23 protein-coding genes are annotated in these 19,001 nt (G+C 70.9%); 7 read left to right on the top strand and 16 right to left on the bottom strand.

Annotated features, from left to right (window positions below; all coding sequences use genetic code 11):
• Positions 1 to 24: 24 nt before the first annotated feature.
• The 4 genes from BLQ91_RS08285 to BLQ91_RS08270 form a co-directional block, all read right to left on the bottom strand.
• Positions 25 to 993, bottom strand: coding sequence for an NAD(P)-dependent alcohol dehydrogenase (locus tag BLQ91_RS08285; RefSeq protein ID WP_090096166.1), 969 nt, complete (start codon positions 991 to 993; stop codon positions 25 to 27).
• A gap of 216 nt (positions 994 to 1,209) precedes the next feature.
• Positions 1,210 to 2,169 carry a hypothetical protein gene (locus tag BLQ91_RS08280; protein ID WP_090096165.1) on the bottom strand — a complete coding sequence of 320 codons (960 nt, stop codon included), beginning with the start codon at positions 2,167 to 2,169 and terminating at the stop codon, positions 1,210 to 1,212.
• Between the two features lie 135 nt (positions 2,170 to 2,304).
• Positions 2,305 to 3,051: an SDR family oxidoreductase gene (locus tag BLQ91_RS08275; RefSeq protein ID WP_090096164.1), complete on the bottom strand. Its 747-nt coding sequence runs from the start codon at positions 3,049 to 3,051 to the stop codon at positions 2,305 to 2,307.
• 79 nt (positions 3,052 to 3,130) lie between these two features.
• Complete coding sequence (locus BLQ91_RS08270) at positions 3,131 to 3,997, bottom strand: RNA polymerase sigma-70 factor (RefSeq protein ID WP_090096163.1); 867 nt, start codon at positions 3,995 to 3,997, stop codon at positions 3,131 to 3,133.
• 217 nt (positions 3,998 to 4,214) lie between these two features.
• On the opposite strand from BLQ91_RS08270, the gene BLQ91_RS08265 reads away from it, so the two are divergent.
• Positions 4,215 to 4,721 (top strand): DinB family protein, encoded by a 507-nt coding sequence (locus BLQ91_RS08265; RefSeq protein ID WP_090096162.1) that lies wholly within the window; start codon positions 4,215 to 4,217, stop codon positions 4,719 to 4,721.
• Here BLQ91_RS08265 and BLQ91_RS08260 read toward each other — a convergent pair.
• The 3 genes from BLQ91_RS08260 to BLQ91_RS08250 are packed head-to-tail and all read right to left on the bottom strand — an operon-like array spanning position 4,708 to position 6,817.
• A complete protein-coding gene (locus BLQ91_RS08260; RefSeq protein WP_090096161.1) occupies positions 4,708 to 5,877 on the bottom strand; it encodes an MAB_1171c family putative transporter in 1,170 nt (389 codons plus the stop codon). The two genes, BLQ91_RS08265 and BLQ91_RS08260, sit on opposite strands and share 14 nt — an antisense overlap.
• Positions 5,877 to 6,386 carry a hypothetical protein gene (locus BLQ91_RS08255; RefSeq protein WP_090096160.1) on the bottom strand — a complete coding sequence of 170 codons (510 nt, stop codon included), beginning with the start codon at positions 6,384 to 6,386 and terminating at the stop codon, positions 5,877 to 5,879. Before BLQ91_RS08255 ends, BLQ91_RS08260 begins: the two co-directional genes overlap by 1 nt.
• Complete coding sequence (locus BLQ91_RS08250; protein ID WP_090096159.1) at positions 6,383 to 6,817, bottom strand: helix-turn-helix transcriptional regulator; 435 nt, start codon at positions 6,815 to 6,817, stop codon at positions 6,383 to 6,385. Before BLQ91_RS08250 ends, BLQ91_RS08255 begins: the two co-directional genes overlap by 4 nt.
• Positions 6,818 to 7,216: 399 nt before the next feature.
• On the opposite strand from BLQ91_RS08250, the gene BLQ91_RS08245 reads away from it, so the two are divergent.
• Both BLQ91_RS08245 and BLQ91_RS43740 read left to right on the top strand, forming a co-directional pair.
• Positions 7,217 to 7,504 carry a muconolactone Delta-isomerase gene (locus BLQ91_RS08245; protein WP_090096688.1) on the top strand — a complete coding sequence of 96 codons (288 nt, stop codon included), beginning with the start codon at positions 7,217 to 7,219 and terminating at the stop codon, positions 7,502 to 7,504.
• Between the two features lie 403 nt (positions 7,505 to 7,907).
• Complete coding sequence (locus tag BLQ91_RS43740) at positions 7,908 to 8,087, top strand: DUF488 family protein (protein ID WP_218130182.1); 180 nt, start codon at positions 7,908 to 7,910, stop codon at positions 8,085 to 8,087.
• Positions 8,088 to 8,208: 121 nt separating this feature from the next.
• On the opposite strand, the gene BLQ91_RS08240 is transcribed toward BLQ91_RS43740, so the two are convergent.
• The 3 genes from BLQ91_RS08240 to BLQ91_RS08230 form a co-directional block, all read right to left on the bottom strand.
• Positions 8,209 to 9,225 carry an acetamidase/formamidase family protein gene (locus BLQ91_RS08240; protein ID WP_342670617.1) on the bottom strand — a complete coding sequence of 339 codons (1,017 nt, stop codon included), beginning with the start codon at positions 9,223 to 9,225 and terminating at the stop codon, positions 8,209 to 8,211.
• Positions 9,222 to 10,613 (bottom strand): APC family permease, encoded by a 1,392-nt coding sequence (locus BLQ91_RS08235; protein ID WP_090096158.1) that lies wholly within the window; start codon positions 10,611 to 10,613, stop codon positions 9,222 to 9,224. Before BLQ91_RS08235 ends, BLQ91_RS08240 begins: the two co-directional genes overlap by 4 nt.
• Positions 10,614 to 10,699: 86 nt before the next feature.
• A complete protein-coding gene (locus BLQ91_RS08230; protein ID WP_090096157.1) occupies positions 10,700 to 11,812 on the bottom strand; it encodes an ABC transporter substrate-binding protein in 1,113 nt (370 codons plus the stop codon).
• Between the two features lie 48 nt (positions 11,813 to 11,860).
• Here BLQ91_RS08230 and BLQ91_RS08225 point away from each other — a divergent pair, with 48 nt between their 5' ends.
• Positions 11,861 to 12,286, top strand: a complete 426-nt coding sequence (locus tag BLQ91_RS08225) for a MarR family winged helix-turn-helix transcriptional regulator (protein WP_245733272.1) — start codon at positions 11,861 to 11,863, stop codon at positions 12,284 to 12,286.
• A 287-nt stretch (positions 12,287 to 12,573) separates the two neighbouring features.
• Here BLQ91_RS08225 and BLQ91_RS08220 read toward each other — a convergent pair whose 3' ends face one another.
• From BLQ91_RS08220 to BLQ91_RS08210, 3 genes are all read right to left on the bottom strand, one after another.
• Complete coding sequence (locus BLQ91_RS08220) at positions 12,574 to 13,161, bottom strand: DUF3995 domain-containing protein (RefSeq protein WP_218130181.1); 588 nt, start codon at positions 13,159 to 13,161, stop codon at positions 12,574 to 12,576.
• Positions 13,148 to 13,603 carry a hypothetical protein gene (locus BLQ91_RS08215; protein ID WP_090096155.1) on the bottom strand — a complete coding sequence of 152 codons (456 nt, stop codon included), beginning with the start codon at positions 13,601 to 13,603 and terminating at the stop codon, positions 13,148 to 13,150. Before BLQ91_RS08215 ends, BLQ91_RS08220 begins: the two co-directional genes overlap by 14 nt.
• Positions 13,604 to 14,071: 468 nt before the next feature.
• The gene (locus BLQ91_RS08210; protein ID WP_090096154.1) at positions 14,072 to 15,658 is read right to left on the bottom strand and encodes a S8 family serine peptidase; all 1,587 of its coding nucleotides are present in this window, start codon (positions 15,656 to 15,658) and stop codon (positions 14,072 to 14,074) included.
• Between the two features lie 207 nt (positions 15,659 to 15,865).
• Between BLQ91_RS08210 and BLQ91_RS08205 the strand changes: the two genes are divergently transcribed.
• A complete protein-coding gene (locus tag BLQ91_RS08205) occupies positions 15,866 to 16,657 on the top strand; it encodes a carboxymuconolactone decarboxylase family protein (RefSeq protein ID WP_090096153.1) in 792 nt (263 codons plus the stop codon).
• Positions 16,657 to 16,779, top strand: coding sequence for a VOC family protein (locus BLQ91_RS43305; RefSeq protein ID WP_281199316.1), 123 nt, complete (start codon positions 16,657 to 16,659; stop codon positions 16,777 to 16,779). Before BLQ91_RS08205 ends, BLQ91_RS43305 begins: the two co-directional genes overlap by 1 nt.
• Here the strand turns inward: BLQ91_RS43305 and BLQ91_RS41095 are convergent.
• On the bottom strand, positions 16,776 to 17,129 hold the full coding sequence (locus tag BLQ91_RS41095; protein ID WP_176959629.1) for a hypothetical protein: 354 nt from the start codon (positions 17,127 to 17,129) through the stop codon (positions 16,776 to 16,778). The two genes, BLQ91_RS43305 and BLQ91_RS41095, sit on opposite strands and share 4 nt — an antisense overlap.
• Here BLQ91_RS41095 and BLQ91_RS08195 point away from each other — a divergent pair.
• A complete protein-coding gene (locus BLQ91_RS08195) occupies positions 17,128 to 17,541 on the top strand; it encodes a MarR family winged helix-turn-helix transcriptional regulator (protein WP_090096152.1) in 414 nt (137 codons plus the stop codon). The two genes, BLQ91_RS41095 and BLQ91_RS08195, sit on opposite strands and share 2 nt — an antisense overlap.
• Here the strand turns inward: BLQ91_RS08195 and BLQ91_RS08190 are convergent.
• Positions 17,538 to 18,473: an NmrA/HSCARG family protein gene (locus BLQ91_RS08190; RefSeq protein WP_090096151.1), complete on the bottom strand. Its 936-nt coding sequence runs from the start codon at positions 18,471 to 18,473 to the stop codon at positions 17,538 to 17,540. The genes BLQ91_RS08195 and BLQ91_RS08190 overlap by 4 nt on opposite strands.
• A 127-nt stretch (positions 18,474 to 18,600) precedes the next feature.
• Positions 18,601 to 18,924 carry a hypothetical protein gene (locus BLQ91_RS08185; protein WP_090096150.1) on the bottom strand — a complete coding sequence of 108 codons (324 nt, stop codon included), beginning with the start codon at positions 18,922 to 18,924 and terminating at the stop codon, positions 18,601 to 18,603.
• Positions 18,925 to 19,001 lie beyond the last annotated feature (77 nt).

Genomic DNA, 19,001 nt, shown 5'->3' with positions numbered 1-19,001 from the left:
GCCAGGGAATTACCACCGGGCCGCTCAGGCCGTCACGACGACCTTGGCCCGCGCGTGCTCCGACTCGACGTGCCGGATCGCGTCCGGGGCGTCGGTGAGCGGGTAGACCCGCTCGATCACCGGCACGAGCCGTCCCGACTCGGCGAGGTCCCGCAGCGCCGCGAGGTTCTCCTTGCCGGGCTTGGCTTCCAGCACCACGAGCCGCTGCCGGGTGAACGAGCCGAGCAGCTTGCCCCCGATGATGAGCCGGTACGGCCCGAACAGCACTCCTCCGGTGAAGCTGCCCCCGCCCGAGAGCACCAGCGTGCCGTCCGGCGCGAGCAGCCCCCGCAGCTCGCGCATCGACCGGTTCCCCACCAGGTCGAAGACGACGTCGTAGCGCTCGCCGGTGCGGGTGAAGTCGGTGGTCCGGTAGTCGACGACGTGGTCGGCCCCGACCGACCGCACCTGCTCGACGTTGCGCGTGCTGCACACACCGGTCACGACCGCCTTGCGCGCCTTGGCGATCTGCACCGCCATCAACCCCACGCCGCCCGACGCGCCGTTGATCAGCACCTTCTGCCCGGCCCGCACTTCGCGCAGCCCCGTCCACGCGGTGTTGCCCGCCAGCGGCAGCGTCGCCGCCTGCTCGAACGTCAAGTTCGACGGCTTGTGCTCCACCAGGTGCGCCGGCACGCGGACGTACTCGGCGAAGGAGCCCTCGACCTCGCCGAACACCTCGTCCCCCACCTGCAGCATCCCGCTCACACCGGGCCCGACCTCCGCGACCACCCCCGCGAAGTCCCTCCCCCGGATGCGCGTCTTCGGCGCCTTCAGCCCGAGGAACAGCCGGGCGAAGTACGGGTCCCCGCGCATGATGTGCCAGTCGGCGGCGTTGACCGACGACGCCCGCACCCGCACCAGGACCTCGCCGTCGCCCGGCACCGGCCGTTCGACCTCCCTGAGCTCCAACACGTCCGCGGAGCCGTACCTGTCCTGGACGATCGCCTTCATCTCGGCCTCCCTCACTTGCGCAGAAAGGTAGGCGGTGAAGGCACCCGGCCACATCGGGGACGACCCCTACGGCGAGCCCGGATCTCCTCCCCGGACGCAGAAGCGCGGCTGTTCCTCAGCCCTCGCACCGTGGAGCGGCACCTGCGCGAGGTGTCCGGCGAGGTCGGGGCGACTTCGCGCCGGCGGTTGCGCGACGCGAAGTTCCAGCCACCCGGCTCAGCCCGAAGTCCACCTGACCGCGGTCCTGGCCATCTCGTCCACGTCCCCGGCGGAGCCGACGGCGACACCGCCGCCGTTGACCGCCGTCACCCTGCCGACGTAGGTGCCGGCGGGCAACGGCAAGGCGATCCGCTCACCGGCGGCATTCCACCGGTAGGGCTTGGAGTTCACCGTGCTGACGACGGAGCCGCTGTCGTCGATCCACGCCGCGCGGCCGTTGCCGCCGAACTCGGTGGTGGAACCGTTGCTGTTCCAGCGCACCGAGCGCCCCTCCGACTCCCCGACGACGTCACCGTGCCGGTTCACGCCGGTCCCCTTGGACGAACGGCTCCCCGGCGAGTCGAGAAGGGCGTACGACCCGTCGGGGTTCCAGCGGACCGCCCTGGTCGTTCCGTCGTCGATCCACCCGGTCGCGAAACCGTTGGGCGACACCGAGTTCACCTGGCTGAAGCGGGTGCCCTCCGGCACCGCCAACGGCGTCGGCACGCCGTGGACGTCCCAGCGGACCGCGACCCACTCGGTCAGCCCCACCGGATCGAGGTAGTAGCCGTAGACCACGCCGGTGTCGTCGATCCCGGTGACGGTGGTGCGGCGGTCGGGAGGTGTGCTCAGGACCGTGTGCGTCCCGTCGAGGTCGAACCGCAGCGCGGCCTTGGTCCCCACCTGACCGGCGACGACGCCGGCGCTGTTGACCGCCTTCGCCCTGATGTCCGGCGCACTCGCGGGGCCGCCGAGGTCCCTGATCCCGCCGTCCGCGTCCCACCTCACCGCGCGGATCTGACCGCCGAGCGTCGCGGTGCCGACCGCGACGCCCGCGTCGTTGACCGCCTCCGCCTGGTGCGCCGTGGTGCCGGGAAGCCTGTCGAGCTCCGTCACGGTGGTGGCCGCGTGTGCCGGTGCCGACGCGACCGACACGAACAGCGCCGTGGACAGCGCAATGCCCAGAACACGACTCATCTCATCCCCCCAGATCTGTGAGTCAACGGGGTCGACCCTACCAGCGGGGAGATCGTCGTGACCAGGCCTTCCCACCCACTTCCGGCAGTCAGTCCGATGTGGACTCACGCGGAGGGCCGACCCTCCGCACGAGGCTCAGTTCCCTGCGGCCAGCCACTCCGCCAAGCTGGTGGGCTGCAGTTGCGCGCCCTCGCCCGGCACGAGCTGCCTGCCCGTCAGCGACGTCCCGAAGTACTTGGCCCGCGGGTCACCCACGACCTCGCGCTCGTCACCGCGGTGCGTCAGCACGGTGCGGACCCAACCGTCCATTGTGAACTCCTGCGGTCCGCCGATCTCCAGCACGCCGCCGACCGGCTCGGTGGCGGCGGTCCGGGCCACCACCGCGGCGACGTCGGAGGCCGCGACCGGCTGCACGCCGCCGTGCGGGAGGCGCACGGTGCCGTCGGCCTCGGCGGAGTTCGCGATGGCGCCCGCGAACTCGAAGAACTGGGTGGCGCGGATGATCGAGAACGTGAGGCCCGACTCGCGGATCAGCTTCTCCTGCGCCACCTTCGCGCGCAGGTAGCCGGACTCGGGCAGCTCGTCCGTGCCGACGATCGACAGCGCGACGTAGTGGCCCACGCCCGCCTCGGTGGCGGCCTTGGCGAGGGTGGTCGTGGCGGTGGTGAAGAAGTCCATGACGTCGTCGTCGGCGAACGACGGCGAGTTCGACACGTCGACCAGCACGTCGGCGCCCTTCAGCACCTCCTCGACGCCCTCTCCGGTCAGCGTGTTCACGCCGCTGTTCGGGGACGCGGGCACGGCGTCGTGGCCGTGCCCGGTGAGCCTCTTCACGACCTTGCCGCCGATCAAGCCCGTGCCGCCGATGACAACGATCCTCATGGGTCCGTTCCTCTCGTGAGCCCGCCCCGTGCGGGTGTTCACGAGCTAAGACAGGACAGCCCCCGCGGTTGTGACAGACCTACTGGAACGCTTTCAGCTTCTCGGGGTTGACCAGCCACAACACCTGATCGATGCCCTCTCGCGAGGCCGTCACGGTGATCACGGCGTAGGTGCCGCTCTCGTTGCGCAACCGGATCGCGGCGAGGCCGTTCACCTCGACGAACGACGCTTCCGCACCCGCCCAGAACGACGGCGCCCAGCCCGACACGATCTTGGCCAGTGAGGCGGCGCCGACCAGCGGACGGCCGGCCGCCCTGATGGCGCCGTTGCTGTCGGAGTAGCTCACGACGTCCCGCGCGAACAGCTCCTCGAGCGCCGCCAGGTCACCGGCCTGCGCGGCGGCGACGAACGCTTCCAGCAGCCTGCGCTGGTCCGCGCGGTCGACGGGCGCGCGCCGCCCGGCCGCAAGGTGCTTGCGCGCCCGGCTGACCAGCTGCCGCGTGGCGGCCTCGCTGGTCTGCACGATCTCGGCGATTTCCCCGTACGGGTAGTCGAACGCCTCGCGCAGCACGTACGCGGCCCGTTCGGCCGGGGTGAGCTTCTCCAGCAGCATCAGCACCGCGAGCTCCAGCACCGCACCCTGCTCGGCCCCGACCTGCGGATCCGCCGAGGTGTCCACCGGCTCGGGCAGCCACGGGCCGACGTAGGTCTCGCGGCGGGCTCGCGCGGTCCGCGACTCGTTGATCGCGAGCCGGGTGATGGCGGTGGCCAGGTACGCCTCGGGGTTGTGCACGGCGGCGCGGTCGGCGAGCTGCCAGCGCAGCCACACCTCCTGCACCAGGTCCTCGGCGTCGGCCACGCTGCCGCTCATGCGGTACGCGATGCCGAACAGCCTGGGCCTCGCCGCCGCGAACGCCGACTCTGCCCGGTCCAGCTGCTGCGACATCAGCGCGCCCCTCTCTCCGCGGCAACGTTAGCGCCGTTCGGCGAGGGGCGTGCTGTGGCGCCTCACACGGACGGCACCGGGACGGCCCACTCGCAGGCGGAGGGGTCGGCCAGCGCTGATCCACGCATCATGATTCCCCCAGAACCACGTGGACGACGTCTTCGGACGTACACCAAATCCGGATGCGCGTGACCCCTTTCGTGCGCAGACTGGCTCGATGATCACCGAACGTCCCAGTCCACCACTCCAGGCGGGCGAACGCGAGACCCTGCGCGCGTTCCTCGACTTCCACCGCGCCACTCTCGCGATGAAGTGCGAAGGCCTGTCCGACGACGACCTGCGCCGCCGCTCCATGCCGCCGTCCACGCTCACGCTGCTCGGGCTGGTCCGCCACATGGCCGAGGTCGAGCGGACGTGGTTCCGCAAGGTCATCAACGGCGAGGACGTCCCGCTGGTGTGGTCGGACGAGGGCGACTACCAGGTCGCCTACGACGCCTCGGGGTCGACGAGGTCCGAGGCGTTCGCCGCGTGGCAGGCCGAGGTCGAGCACTCGCGCCGCATCGAACGCGAGGCCGAGTCGCTCGACGTGACGGGCTACCAGCCGCGGTGGGGCGAGGAGGTGTCGTTGCGGCTCGTCATGAACCACCTGTGCCACGAGTACGCGCGGCACAACGGCCACGCGGACTTCCTGCGCGAGGGGATCGACGGCGTCACCGGGGCGTGAGGCTGCGCCGCGCCGCCGCCACGACGGCCGGGTCGCGCAGATGCCGTTGCAGCGCCAGCAGGTCGGCCACCTCGGCGTCCACATCGGACGCGGCGGACCACGCGGAGGTCTCCGCCGGGTGCAGCGCCGGCGGTGACAGCAGCCCGATCCGCAGCACGCACGCGTCCAGCGCCAGCGGCTCCACGACGCCCGCCTCCCCCAGCTCCACGCCGGCGAAGGCCCGCGTGTCCGGCGACACCCGGCCGGACAGCTCCAGCTGGGCGTCGCGGATCTCCACGGTCCGCCGGTACAGCCGCAGCTCCAGCGACCCGGCGAACCAGCGCGGCGGTGCTCCGAGCACCACCGAGGGCACCGCCTCGGCCAGCTCCGTCCACAACGGACCCAGCCGGCGGTACCCGCGCAGCCGCCGCACCCAGCGCGCGACGTTCAGGCCCACCTGGACCAGCCCGGCCGTGACGGCGAGCAGGATCCCCAGGAACAGCGTCAGTTCCGTGATCTGCCCGTACGTCACGTACCGGGTGCCGCGCGGCACGAACCCGAAGCCGTACGCGACCACGTACCAGCACCGCAGGCCCGAGTAGGCGAGGTTCGCCAGGCAGGCCAGCCACAGCAGGAACAACGCCACCCGCAGAGGTCCGCGGGCCTCGCGGCGCCACAGCGGGAACAGCAGCACCGCTCCGGCGACCATGCCCGCGCTCGTGACGGCGATGTTCGTCAGGTGGTAGACGATCGTCGCGGGGTGCGCCGGGTGCCAGTAGGCGAAGTCCGGTTCCTCCAGGGACCGCGGCACGACCAGGAACATCGCGGTCATCACCACGGCGGCGCCGGCGAGGACGCACAGGCCCGCCGTGACCAGCCGGGTGCGCCTGCCCGTCACCATCAGCCCGAACCGCAGCACGGACGCGACGCCCGCGAGCGCCGCGAGGTGCCCGATCATGATCGCGAGGTCCGGCACACCGGTGACCTGGTCGATCGCGTACCGCAGCTCGCGCACGACCGTCGTGGCGGACACGGCGAAGCAGAGGAACGCGAGCGCCACCACCCGGTCCTGCGGGGACCGGCTGATCGTGCGCAGCCGGAAGACGACGAAGCCCCAGACGACCACCAGCACGGCGAACACCGGAGCCGGCAGCTCCACGGACGGGAACTTGAGCACTAGCCGTCTCCCGATGGGCCGAACACGTCGTTGATCACGCCCAGCGCCCCGTCCGGACGCGGCGGCGCGGCACCCCAGCCCGCCTGCTCGCGGATGAGCGCGGCGACCATCTCGGCCTCCTGCTCCTCGGGCGTGGAGTAGCGGGTGCGCAGCAGCACGCGCCGCACGACGGCCGGGTCGAGGTCACCGAGCAGCGCGGTGAGCCCGCTGTCGTCGTGGGCGAGCGTGTGGTCGCAGAGCATGTGCCCGATCTCGTGCAGGATGATGTTCTGCTGGTGCAGCGCGGACGCGCCGCGCGCGTGGAAGACGTGGTCGGCCGCGGCCGTCGACACCCACAGCCCGCACGGCAGGTCCGCCGCGCCCGTGTAGGGCAGCGGGTGCAGGTGGAGCTCACGCCCGCGACTGGCGGCGACCTGCGCGCGCAGGGCCTCGATCGAGAACGGCCTGGGCACCTCGAACCCGGCGAGCCGCTCCCGCGACCGCCTGCGCAGCCGGCCCCACCCCGTCACGGCTCGTCGTCGTCCCCGGCGGGCGGCAGGCCCTCGATCGAGCGGGCGTGCTGGACCATCCCGAGCACGGCCTTGATGCTCGCCGGCGAGAGTCCGTTCGCGCGCAACGCCAGTGAACGCACATCGCTGTCGCGCAGCGCGACCAGCAGCTCCAGCTGGTCCTCGATGCCGCTGGTGTCGTCGTCGAGGAAGTACGACGTCGGCACGCCGAAGAAGTGCGCGAGACCTTCGAGGTGGCGCTTGGTCGGGTTGTCGCGCAGGCCCTTGCGCAGCTGCCAGACGTAGGTGTGCGAGATCGAGATGCCGGCCTCGCGGATGGCGGCGGCCACCTCTTCGTAGGTGTACTCGCGCTGACCCGCCGGGCGCACCGCCTTGAACAGCCGATCCAGCCGCCCGGCCAGCGAGCCGGGCTGCTCCCCCTGGGCTACCACCCGCCCATCCTAGTTGACCGCGATCACACGGCATCCGCTTGACCGCACTTTCCGGTGCGTGCGAGAGTGGCGTCAACTCAGATTTATGATCATGAGCAGGCGTCAACGACGCCGAACCTGGGGGTGTGGAGGGCGGACGTTTCCCTGGCGTCCACCCTCCACCAGCTCGTCAGCGCCCGGTCGCGGCGCCGGGCGACCTGGCTCGGCGACTTCTACGCGCGAGGACCTCCCCACCGGCGCCGACTGCGCGGTGGAACCGCCCGACTGCGCAGCGCACACCCCACCCGCCCGTCGCTTCGATCGAGGTCGGGGCGGGTATTCCTGCTCACGGCGTCGCCCGTGCGAGAGGGCCGCCGACCCGCATCGCCGCCACGACGGCGGCCAGACCCGGAGGTGATCGTGCTCTTCCACGTGCGGATGGACGTCTCCCTGCCCCACGACCTGGACCCGAACCGCCGCGCCGAGCTGGTGCGCGCCGAGAAGGACCGCGCGCTGGAGCTGCAGAAGATGGGCGTGTGGCTCCACCTCTGGCGCGTGGTCGGGCAGTACGGCGACATCGGCATCTTCGACGTGCCCACCCACGACGAGCTGCACGCGCTGCTGTCGTCGTTACCGCTGTGGGAGTTCATGCGGGTCGAGGTGACCCCGCTCGCGACGCACCCCTCCGACCTCGCGGCCCAGCCCTGACCGCTGCCCGGCGTGCCGTGGGGAAGACCGCGTGCTCGAATGTCGAGTTCCCGGGACCTCGTTCGTCCTCGGAACGACGACTGGAGGACACGGCATGCACTACTCGTTCCTCGTCCACAACTGCGAGGACCGCCCGAAGCCGGTGAGCCGGGTTCGAGGAGATCCTGACCCGCGTCAACGCCTTCGCCGACGAGTGCCGCCGCCGGGGCGCGTTCGTGGCCGGTGACCCGCTCAAACCCGTCATCAAGGCGACCACCGTGCGGGTGCGGGAGGGCAGGGCGATGCTCACCGACGGGCCGTTCGCCGAGGCGCACGAGCACCTCGGCGGCCACTGAGAGACCGAGACCTTGTCGACCTGCGGAAACAAGACTTCCGCAGGTCGACATGGTTTCGTTCAAGTCCATTGAGGACCGACGTCCTCGTCGATGTCCGCCTGAACCCGATCTCCCGCAAGCGGGGGTTCGGCAAGACGGCGCTCACGAACGCGGTCACCTGGGGCTTGAGGTACTCCTATACCTCCAGACTGTCATGTCCGGCTGCCACCTCTCGACACGAGGATCGTTACGAGCCGGCTTCACCTTGATCGGCACGATGACGTACTTCTTGAACCGCTGAGCAGACTCCAGATCGCGGAAGTTGATCGGATGTAGCCGCGCACAGCAGAACCGGCGGGCACCGAGGGCGCGAGACCGCGCCCCGGCCGGTCACCGTTCGGCCACGTAGCGGGCCGCGGTCTCGCGCAGCCTCGCGTGGATGCCGTCGTAGGCGGTGACCCGCCCCAGGACGTTCTTCGGAAACTTCGCCACCATCGTGTAGTTCGTGTCCACCACGTTGCCCGCCGGGGCCAGACCCGCCTGGCTGACCAGCTGGTAGGCGTCGAGCGCGTCCAGCCCGAGCAGCTCCGCCGTCCACCCCACCAGGTCGTGCTGGCTGATCCGGAAGGCGTCCTCCAACGGCCTCGCCGACCCGGTGGACATGAGGTGGTCGTCGTTCTCCAGGCGGGGCCAGGCCGGAGCCGCGCCCTTGATCAGGTCGATCACGACCACCGTGGACATCGCCGCCTCGACCGCCGTGCCACAGACTTCCCCCTCTCCCTGGCGGCAGTGGCCGTCGCCGAGGGAGATCAGCGCGCCGGGCACGTTGACCGGGAAGTACGCCGTGGTACCCGCACGCATCTCCGGGGTGTCCATGTTCCCGCCGTGCGCACCGGGACTGATGCTCATCACCACCTCGTTCGCGGCGGGGGCGACGCCGACCGTGCCGTGCATCGGGTCCAGTGGCAGTTCCACCTCGAAATCGCCGCCGCGCGCGCGGAACCGGCACACGCCTCTGGCCACGTCCACGTCGTAGCGCCAGACCCGTTCGGGCAGGGCGTCGTGCAGCATGGCCGTGGCGTGGGTGGCGGTCAGCGCTCCGAAGTGCGGAAACGTCGTGGACACAGCCCAGTCGCGCAGTGGGCGGATGTCCACGAAGTGCACAGCCACCGCGTCTCCCGGCTCGGCGCCCTCGACCGCGATGGGTCCGGTCACCGGGTTGAGGTAGGGGAAGGTGCAGACGCGGCTGGGCAGGTCGTCCACGGTGCGCACCGCCCCGCCGAAGCAGTCCTCTGTGGACAGTTCGACCACGGTGCCGGGCCGCACGGTCAGCACCGGCGCCTGCCCGCCGAAGGCGTAGGCGAATCGGCCTGGCTCGGAGTCCAGGCGCACGACCTCGATGCTCACTTCTCCTCCTCCGTCCCGCCGATCCCGGACAGGCGCAGCCCTCGGCCCGTCACGAGAAGGATGATCATCAGCACGATGCCACCGCCCAGCCACACCAGGCCGCTGGTCTGCGCGGCCAGCTTCGCGTTGATCACGACGAACGCGAGGATCGCGAACCCGATGACCGGGGCCACCAGGTGCTTCCACCAGTCACGGCTGCGCTGCCGGACCACGTAGTGCATCACCACGGCCACGTGCAGGACCAGGAACGCGATCATCGCGCCGAAGTTCACCAGTGAGCTCATCAGCGTGATGCCGTCCTCACGGGACTGCATGTAGAGGCCCAGCACCAGTGAGACGCCGGCGACCAGGAGCGTGGCGTTGACCGGCACGCGCCGCGTCGGGTGCACCTTGGCCAGGAACTTCGGCAGGCTCCGGTCGCGGGCCATCGCGTACAGCAACCGCGAGGTCGCCGCCTGCGCGACCAGCGAGTTGGCGAAACCCCAGGCCACAGCCGTCGCCGCGGCGGTCAGGACGGCGAGCCATTCGCCGCCCGCCACGCGTGCCGCGTCGTAGAACGCCGTGCCGCCGGGGTCGCCGTCGGTGATCAGGGCCTGCGCGTCGGGCACGAGCATGGCCGCCACCCACGTCTGCACCACGAACAGCACGCCGACCAGCAGCAACGCGGCCACCATCGACCGGCCGATCGCCCGCGCGGACTCGCGGTTCTCCTCGGCCAGCGTGGAGATGCCGTCGAAACCGAGGAAGCTGAGCACCGCGATGGACACCGCGCCCAAGACCAACGGCCAGGAGAACGTCTCGCTGGTGAAGAAGGCGTCGAAGCTGAAGCCCCTGCCCTTGCCCTGTGCCACCGCGACGACGCCGATCCCGACGAAAACCGCCAGCACGACCAGTTCGGCCACCAGCATGATCCGGTTGACCTTGGCTGTCATCTCGATGCCCAGGTAGTTCACTGCGGTGTTGAGCAGGACGAACACCACCAGCCACAACCACACCGGGACACCGGGCACGAGCGAGTTCATCGCCACGCTGGCGATGAGGTAGAGCAGTCCGGGCACCAGCACGTAGTCGAGCAGGACCATCCACCCGGCCAGGAAGCCGACCGGCGCGCCGATGCCCCGGCCCGCGTAGGTGTACACCGATCCGGCGAGCGGGAAGGCCTTGGCCATCTGGGCGTAGGAGTTGGCGGTGAACAGCATGGCGACCATGCCGATGGCGTAGGTCAGGGCGACCATGCCACCGGAGCCCTGGAAGACGCCGCCGAAGATGCCGAACGGGGCGATCGGCACCATGAAGATCAACCCGTAGACCAGCAGGTCCCGAAAGCCGAGTGAGCGCCGCAGCTCCTGGGTGTAACCGTAGCGGCCCAGCTCCGTGTCCTGGCTCATCGCCGTCCTCCTCGCCGTTCGACAGTGCGCGCAGCCTAGATGGACTCCTTCCAGTTGGAAAGATTTCATTCGGAAGAATCTTGGTCTCACAGGCGGGCGATGACGGTGAGGTCCAAACCGTCGGCGCGGGCGAGGTAACCGCCGGGACTCGGCGGCCCCAGGGACGCCGCCGGCCACGCGCGCCGCGGTGCGGCCAGCAACCGCGCCGCCCCGCGTTGCGCGTCCGACGCGGTGAGCGCGCCGGACGCGGCCAGGGCGGCGGTCAGCAGCACTCCGTCGTAACACCCCTCGGCGTAGGCGTCGAGCACCGGAGCACTCCCACCGAACAACGCCCGGTACCGCTGCGCCAGCGCGATCCGCCTGTCGTCGCCCTGGCCCGCGAACGACCGCATCGCCGCGTACAGCTCGCCGGTCTCGTCCCCGCCCGTGGCCAGCAGGACGTTCTCCTCCAGCGCCCCCGAGAGCCGCACCACCCGCCGCGCCAGCGCCGACGCGGCGAACACGAGGTTGAACCGGGCCAGCTCCCGGCCGACCAGGTTGACCAGCACCGCCTGCGCCCGCGACCTGGCCAGCGCGGCCACGATCCGCTCGATGTCGGCCCCGGAGCCCGGGAACGGCACCAGCCGCTCCCACACGACCTCGGCGCCGGCGTCGCGGACGATCACCGAAACCGCCCGGTGCACCGCACGCGGCCAGATGTAGTCACTGCCCACCAAGGCCCAGCGACGCAGTCCGTGCCCGGCCGCCAGCCGCCGCACGGCGGGAGCGAACTGGCGCGCGGGAGAGTCGCCGAGCAGCACGACGCCCGGCGCGCGCGAGCCGCCTTCGTGCGGCGGGGTGAACACGTACGGCGCCCTGCCGCCCAGGCAGCGCTCCAGGGCACGGTGCACATCACTGGTGTGGAAGCCGACGAAAGCGTCGACCAAGCCCACCATGCCGACGGCGTCGGCGGCGACCTCGTGCGGCGCACGCCCGGCGTCGAGCAGCACCAGCTCCACCCGCCGGCCGCGCACCCCGCCCGCCGCGTTGAGCTCGGTGGCCGCCAACGCGGCGGCGGACAACCCCGACGGACCGGTCAGCCCCAGCGCGCCGGACAGGGGCAGCAGCATGCCCAGACGCAGCGCGCCCGGGTCCGGCCCGGCCACCACGACCTCGATCCGATCCCGCACGACCGCGCGCACGACCGACGCGGAGTTCATGGGGGTCACAGTATGCTCGGTGTCCAGACTCGCGGAGGAAGGCTCGTCATGGCTGGTCAGCACGACGCCCAGGTCGCCCGTGCGGACTTGGTCGACCTGCTGACCCGAGCCCGGCGCGCGCTGGTCCGCGACCTGGGCGCGGTCCTGGAGGAGGAGGGCTTCACGGTCGACCAGTGGCGGGTGCTGCGCGCGTTGGCGTCCCAGGAACGGACGATGGGCGACCTGGCCGCCGCCGTCGAGATCCCCCACCCGACCCTGACCCGCGTGGTGGACGCGCTCGCCGACTCGGCCTTGCTGTACCGCTCACAGTCCGAGCAGGACCGCCGTCGTGTCGTGGTGGGCGTCTCCGCGTTGGGCCACACCAGGTTGAGCCGGCTGGAAGCTTTGGCCACCGCCCATGAACAAGCCCTGGCCAGTCGTGTGGGCGCAGAGAACATCGCCCACCTGACGGACCTGCTGCGCACCCTGCCCTGACACGCCGCCGCCACAACCGCGGGGTTCGCCGATTCGGAGCCTGGCTCTTCCTCCGCTCATTCCTCGGCGTACGGCGTGTTCATCCCACTGGACGGCGATGTCCACGCCGCTGTGGACGGACGAGCGGGCTCGGCGCGCGGGAACATCTCGGACAGCACTGGACGCCACCACAGCTCCTCTGACGGATCGCGGCACCTACGAGGTCGACCCCGTCTTGTCCGCGAGCGCGTATGACGGACGCTCGAATGGAGTCCACATCGGACAGCAAGGTGCTCTCCGCGCCGTCGCTATCGTCCGGTTCCGCGCCGGAGCCGGTGCCGCTCCCCCGGTTCGAGGAGATCCAGTACGCGCTGCCGGTCCGGAGCACCCGCCGCCCGTGCGCGGCGCATCCGGCCGAGCCGCCACCCCGCGACCGCCCAGCACCCGCCCCACAGCAGGAAGAACGGCGACCACAGCAGCAAATCCCATCGGGCCAGCATGCGGGCAAGCTCGGCGTGCTCGGCCGGTGGCCGGCGAAGGCCGGTCAGCGTCAGGACGTCACCGACGATCCCCCAGCCGACGAAGCCGATCGACCGCGTGATCATGAAGACGGCCAGGGTCCAGCAGATCAGCCGCAGCAGGCGCGGCACCGGCCCGCCGCGGACGGTGGCCAGCGCGACCACGACACCGACGACCGCCGCGCCGGCCAGCACCCAATGGCTGGTCACGAAGAAGGGGTCGCGGGCCAACAGCCGTTCGCGCAGATGGGGTGGCAACGGATCCTTGTCCGCCAAAGCGTTGGCGCCCAACGCCTGTGCCAGCTTCATCGAGCCGTAGGCAGCCGCGCACGCCGCTGCGCCGTACCCGGCCCATCGCCCGCCGTCAGGCCGCGACACGGTTCGTCGCCTTCACATAGGACCGCAGCATCTCCACGCACAGCGCGCCCACCGCGAGCCCCAGGAGGCCGTGGTACCACCGCCAGCCCACGCCCAGCCCGATGAACCCGTCCAGCACCATGATCCCGGCGCCGCCCAGGACGGCCAGCGCCAGTCCGGTGAGCACCACCAGCATCAGCGGCCGCGGCACCGTGCGCAGCCCCCACTCCGTCACGGTGGCGAGGGCGATCACCGCACCCATCAGGCCCGACGCGGTCGCGAACCACTGGGCGAGAGCGGGGTCGAGGAGGTAGGCCTCGGTCTCCGCCTCCGACACGGGCGGGCCGCCGGGAAAACCGAGCCGGGACTGCGCGGCGAACACCGCCTTGCCGGCGGCGTAGCCGAGGAACAGCAGCGCCAGGGTGTACGCCGGCCAGCGACGCCTGGCATGGGGATCGATCATGGCCTCACGGTAGTTCTCCCACCATGAGTACTACGCGGCTTCGGGCGGGTGCCTTCTCAGCCGAGCGGAGGTAGTCCGCGATCCGCTCGCACGATGCCGTCGCGATGAACGCTCGGACCAAGCAGAAGACCGCGCGAGACTGCTGTCCGACACGAGCCGCCGAAGAGCCGCACGCCATCGCGACAGGTGTGCCGAGTGTCAAGCGCCGCCGCGAAGGCGGTGATCACAGCCTCGCCGCCCTTCAACCGACCAGAGCGGCGCGCAACAACGCCGAGCTCTGCCTCGCCCGCTCGGCGGCTTCGCCGGGAGGACCCGACGTGGAACGGGTCGACAAGTCCCGGCACGGCCTGAGGTGCGGCGCTTGCAGCGCGGCCGGACCGGCCCGCGTGTGAGGCGCCCGGCTCGGTGTTCGCAGCAGCCGAGTGCCTCACACGCGCTCGCACCACCGCCGCGTGCGGCGGTGTCACGTCACAGCTGGAGCGTCCAGCTGTTGATGTAGCCGGTGTCGCCTGTGGCGATGTCCTGGACGCGCAGGCGCCAGGTGCCGGAGCGGGCTTCGCCGGACAGGTCCACCGTCGCCGTGCCGGAAACGTTGTCAGCGCTGTCGCTGTCGCTGGAGTTCTTCAAGCGGTAGGTGCTGCCGTCCGGGGCGACCAGGTCGATCACCAAGTCACCTCGGTAGGTGTGCACGATGTCCACGGTGACGGTGCTGCCGGCCGACGCGTTCCCGGTGCACGAGATGCCGATGTTGCTGTGCACCGTGGTGTTGTCCGGGATGGTGACGTCGGTGGTGCTGGTGACCGCCGGGCACGTCGGCGACGGGGTGGTGCCGTTCATGAACGCCGTGTGGAGGAGGCGGTTCGGCGAGCCGGTGTTGATGCCGGTGAGCTTGTTGGTGGAGGCGTTGTTCACCAGCGCGCCGTGGACCTGGGCGGGCGTCGCCGCGCGGTTCTGGCCGAGGTAGATCGCCGCCGCGCCCGCCACGTGGGGCGAGGCCATCGAGGTGCCGGTGATGGTGTTGGTGGCGGTGGTGCCGGTGTGCCAGGCCGAGGTGATGCTCGTGCCGGGCGCGAAGATGTCGACGCAGCTCCCCCAGTTGCTCGAGCTGGAGCGCGTGTCCGTGCTGGTCGAGTTGCCCACCGTGATGGCGGCGCTGACGTACTGCGGGCTGTAGTAGCAGGTGTCGTCGTTGGAGTTGCCCGCAGCCTGGACGAACTGCACGCCGCTGGCGATCAGGTCCTTGACGGCCTGGTCGGTCGCGGGGTCCGAGCAGCGCTGCGAACAGCCGATGCTGTAGTTGACGACGGCGGGGCGCGGCGCGTTGTTCTTCACCCAGTTGATGCCCGCGATGATGTCGTCGTTGCTGCCGCTGCCCTGGCAGTTGAGCACGCGGACCGCGGAGATGGTCGCGGCCTTGGCCAGGCCGTAGGTCCGGCCCGCCGCCGTGCCCGCGACGTGGGTGCCGTGGCCGTTGCAGTCGCTGGGGTTCGAGTCGTTGTCGACGAAGTCGTACCCGGCGGCCACGCGGCCGGTGAACTCGGCGTGGCTCGCGTTGATGCCGGTGTCGATCACGACGACCCGCACGCCCTGGCCGGGGTTGGCGGGGTAGGTGAAGGTGCCGTTGAGCGGGCGGTCGCGCTGGTCGACGCGGTCGAGGCCCCAGGTGGCGTTGGTCTGGGTGTCGAGTGCCTTGACCTCGTAGGCCTGCTGGACGAAGGCGACGTTCGGGTTCTTCGCCACGGCCTGCGCGGCTTGTTCGGTCATGTCCGCGGAGAAACCGCGCAGTGCGCTGTCGTAGGTGTGGCGGAGGTGCCCGCCATGCGCTCTGAGCAGGTTGTCCGCGGTCGTTCGGACGGCTGCGGTTCCCACGGTGGTGTCCTTGAACACCACCACGAACCGGTCCTTCACCACGGTCTGGCCGGGCGCGGCGTGCAGGATCGCCGCGGACTCCCCTGGCTCGGCTTGGGCGGGGGTGGAGAGTCCCGCCACACCCGATGCGGCCACGACCGCGAGCAACGACACGCGGAACGCGCGCCGACGGAGGCTGTTCGCCATGTTGACTTCCTAACGGTGCAGGGATGGCCGAGTGGAGCAACTCGTTCAGTCCACTCGACGCGGCATGATTACATCCATTGGCGCGGTGCGGGACCGACGATCGGAGGGTGGACCGATGCAGATCATTGATGAGAGGTCCGCGAAAAGAGCAAGGCCGTCACGGTGCTGGGAGCACGTCCGGGTGATGATCGTGAGCTTGCTGTCCTGATGAGGCTGGACGTGCTCGACCGCGGTCACCGGCCGGCGGTGCGGCTGTTCTTCGGTTTCAGCAGGCTGGTGTCGGGCGTTCCGATGTCGGACGTGCCGAAGGCGCTGTTGTACCGCCCGGAGTTCTTCGGCGCGGTGTTCCTCGACCTCACGGCCAGGACGATGCGCGGACCGTCGTCCTGGACGGCGGGCGAACGGGAGCACCTGGCGCGGAGCACGTCCGAGCTCCTGCGGTGCCCCTTCTGCGCGACCACGCACGCCGAACTGCTGAAGATCGCCGGAGACCCGTCGCCGCCGCGTCCCGAGCTCGTCGCGGCCTCGCGGTTCCTGGAGACCCTGTCCCCTCCCGGAGCTGTGTCCCGGACCGCTCTGGCGGAAGCGCTGGACGTCAGCCTGGTCTTCCACGTGGTGAACCGGCTCGCGAACGCTTTCGGGTTCGCACTGCGGCCGGGCCAGCTCGAGTCGGGCACCCGGTCGCTGCACAGGTTCGGCTACCGGTTCCCGCGCCTGCTCACCGGTCCGGGCGCCGGTGGTCCCGAAGAGCTGCGCCGTGCCGTGCTCGACACCCCCGCCCGCACGCCCGTCGCACTGCGCCGTGCGGCGGCCGCCGGAGAGGCGTGGGGTTCCTATGCCGCAACGGTCCGGTCGGCCTCCCACCGGATCACCGACGAGGACGTGGCACGGCTGGCGCGGGAACACACCGAGGACGAGATCTTCGAGGTGACCGTCGCCGCCGCCGTGGGTGCCGCCCTCGACCACTTCGACCAGGGCACGAGGAATTTGCGGACCTGATGTCGAGTTCCGGGCTCCCCGCTCGCCACACCGACCGCGCCGAAGGAGCGATCGAGATGTCCGGACAGGTCAACTGGTTCGAACTGCCCGCCGACGACACCGGGCGGGCGCGGACCTTCTAAGCCGGGGTGTTCGGCTGGGACACCAGCCCGATGGGCGAGGACCACCACGTGATCACCAACGGCGCGGCCGGCGCCGGCGCGGCCAGGCACACCCGGCCCACCCAGCCGCGGATCCACTTGCACACGCGGACATCGACGCGTCCGTGCTCGGGGTCGCCGAGCTGGGCGGCAAGGCCGACGACGTCCAGGCGGTGCCGGAGGTCGGCCGCATCGCCCACTGCACCGACGACCAGGGCACGCCGTTCAGCCTGTACGAGCCGCAAGGCCGACCCCCGGTGGCCCGCCGCGGGACGGGCCACCCGTCCGTCCTCTTCGGACGACCCGTCCGCCCGCGTTACCATCGTCGCCATGCCAGACGTCGGCGTCCTTTCCGCGCACCTGCTCTCCGGGTTCCAGAAGGAGCTCTTCACCCGTCTCTCCGAGTCGGGCCACGGACAGCTCCGCCCGCGGCACGGCGCCGTCATGGCCCACCTCGGCGCGGACGGCAGCCGGGCGAGCGAGCTGTCCGAACGCTCCGGGCAGCACAAGCAGGTCATCGGCACGCTGATCGACGAGCTGGAGACCCTCGGTTACGTCATCCGCCAGCCTGATCCGGCGGACCGCCGCGCGAAGCTCGTCGTGCCCACCGAGCGGGGCCGCGCGGAGATGGTGCTGGCCAGGAGGATCGTCGGTGAGATCGAGGGGCGGTTCGCCGAGCTCGTCGGCGCGGAGCGGTTCGCGGAGTTCAAGGCCGTGTTCGACGAGATCGCCCGCACGTACTAGCCGAGCACGACCTCGTCGCGGTGCGCGGCGAGGAAGTCCTTGAGCGTCAGCCACTGCGGCACGAGTTCCCGGGTCTCGGCGGTGGGGCGCAGCGCCAGGACGTGCCCGTCGAACTCGGCGTAGTACTGGAACATGTTGCCGATCTCGACGGCCTCGCGGAACCCGAGGGCGCGGTAGTCGTCGTGCGGGATCGGCCGGTAGACGACCTCCTCGCCCAGCACCTCGCTGAACGCCCGCGCGACCTCCTGCCCGGTCAGGTGCTCGACGCCGAGACCGATCGTCCGCCCGACGGTCGCCGGGTCGCGGAGGATGCCCACCACGGCCTTGCCGATGTCCTCGGCGGCGATGCCGGACAGGCGGCTCTCCCCCATCGGCAGCGACAGCACGAGCGAACCGTCCTCGGCGCGGCGCGGGGCCATGCCGCGCAGCAGGTTGTTCCAGTAGAACGACAGCCGCAGGTACGTCGTCGGCAGGCCGGCCTGCTCGAACAGGGGGTCGGCCTCGCCGCCCTTCACGTCGAAGTGCGGGACCTTGTACCTCCCCTCGATCGTCGGCATCCGGTCGTCGTCGAGCGGCACGACCTCGCGGGTGTCCTCCAGCGTCGACCACACGACGTGCCGCACCCCGTCGGCCGCCGCGACGAGGTTGCGCACCTCCTCCAACTCCTTGGCGGGCGACATGTGCGTGAAGAACGGCGTCACCAGGTAGGCGCCGTAAGCCCCGTCGAACGCCTTCCGCAGGCTCTCCACGTCGTACAGGTCCGCCGCCACGGCCTCGGCGCCGAGCGCGGCGAGCTTGCGCGCTCCCGCGGACTCGGGGTCGCGGGCCAGCGCGCGCACCGCGAACTCCCCGTCGGCCAGCAGCGCCCGCGCCACCGCACCGCCCTGCTCACCGGTCGACCCGACCACGGCCACGATCTTCTTCTCCGTCATGCCTCCACCGTATAGTCACTAACTTTGACTATCAAGTTGAGTGACGAAGACGACGCGGAGCAGTGCCCGCGAAGCCTGACCGCGGCCGGTCGACGCGGTGACGAGCACCGCGGACCGCGCCACGACCTCAACGGCGCAGACTGATCAACAACGCGATCCCGGCGGACAGCGCGACAATGCCCGCCACGACGAGCTGGTTGAGCCAAACGGCCCACACGCCGCCTTCCGCCGGCCGCAGCGCCACGATGATCAGCCACCCGGCCAGCGCGATCGTCACCGGCTGGATGAACGGCACGTCCAGCGGCGCCATCGCCCGCACCATGCCGAGCAGCATGATGACGACGGCCAGGCCCATGGGCCACCAGTACGGCCGGAAAGCGTGCAGCGAAGCGCCGAAGTGCAGCACCGGTGGCGCGGCGACCAGCCACACGCCGGCCAGGAAGGCGGCCACGCCGGCCCTGCTCTCGACAGTTCGTCCGTGTACATCCCCCACACGGGTAATTCTCGCCTGTGGAAGGCCTTCTGGGA

It is taken from the genome of Lentzea jiangxiensis (assembly GCF_900104175.1).
Classification (GTDB): domain Bacteria; phylum Actinomycetota; class Actinomycetes; order Mycobacteriales; family Pseudonocardiaceae; genus Lentzea; species Lentzea jiangxiensis.
The sequence above is the reverse complement of the archived record's forward strand: the minus strand, read 5'-3'. Positions and strand labels throughout refer to the sequence as shown.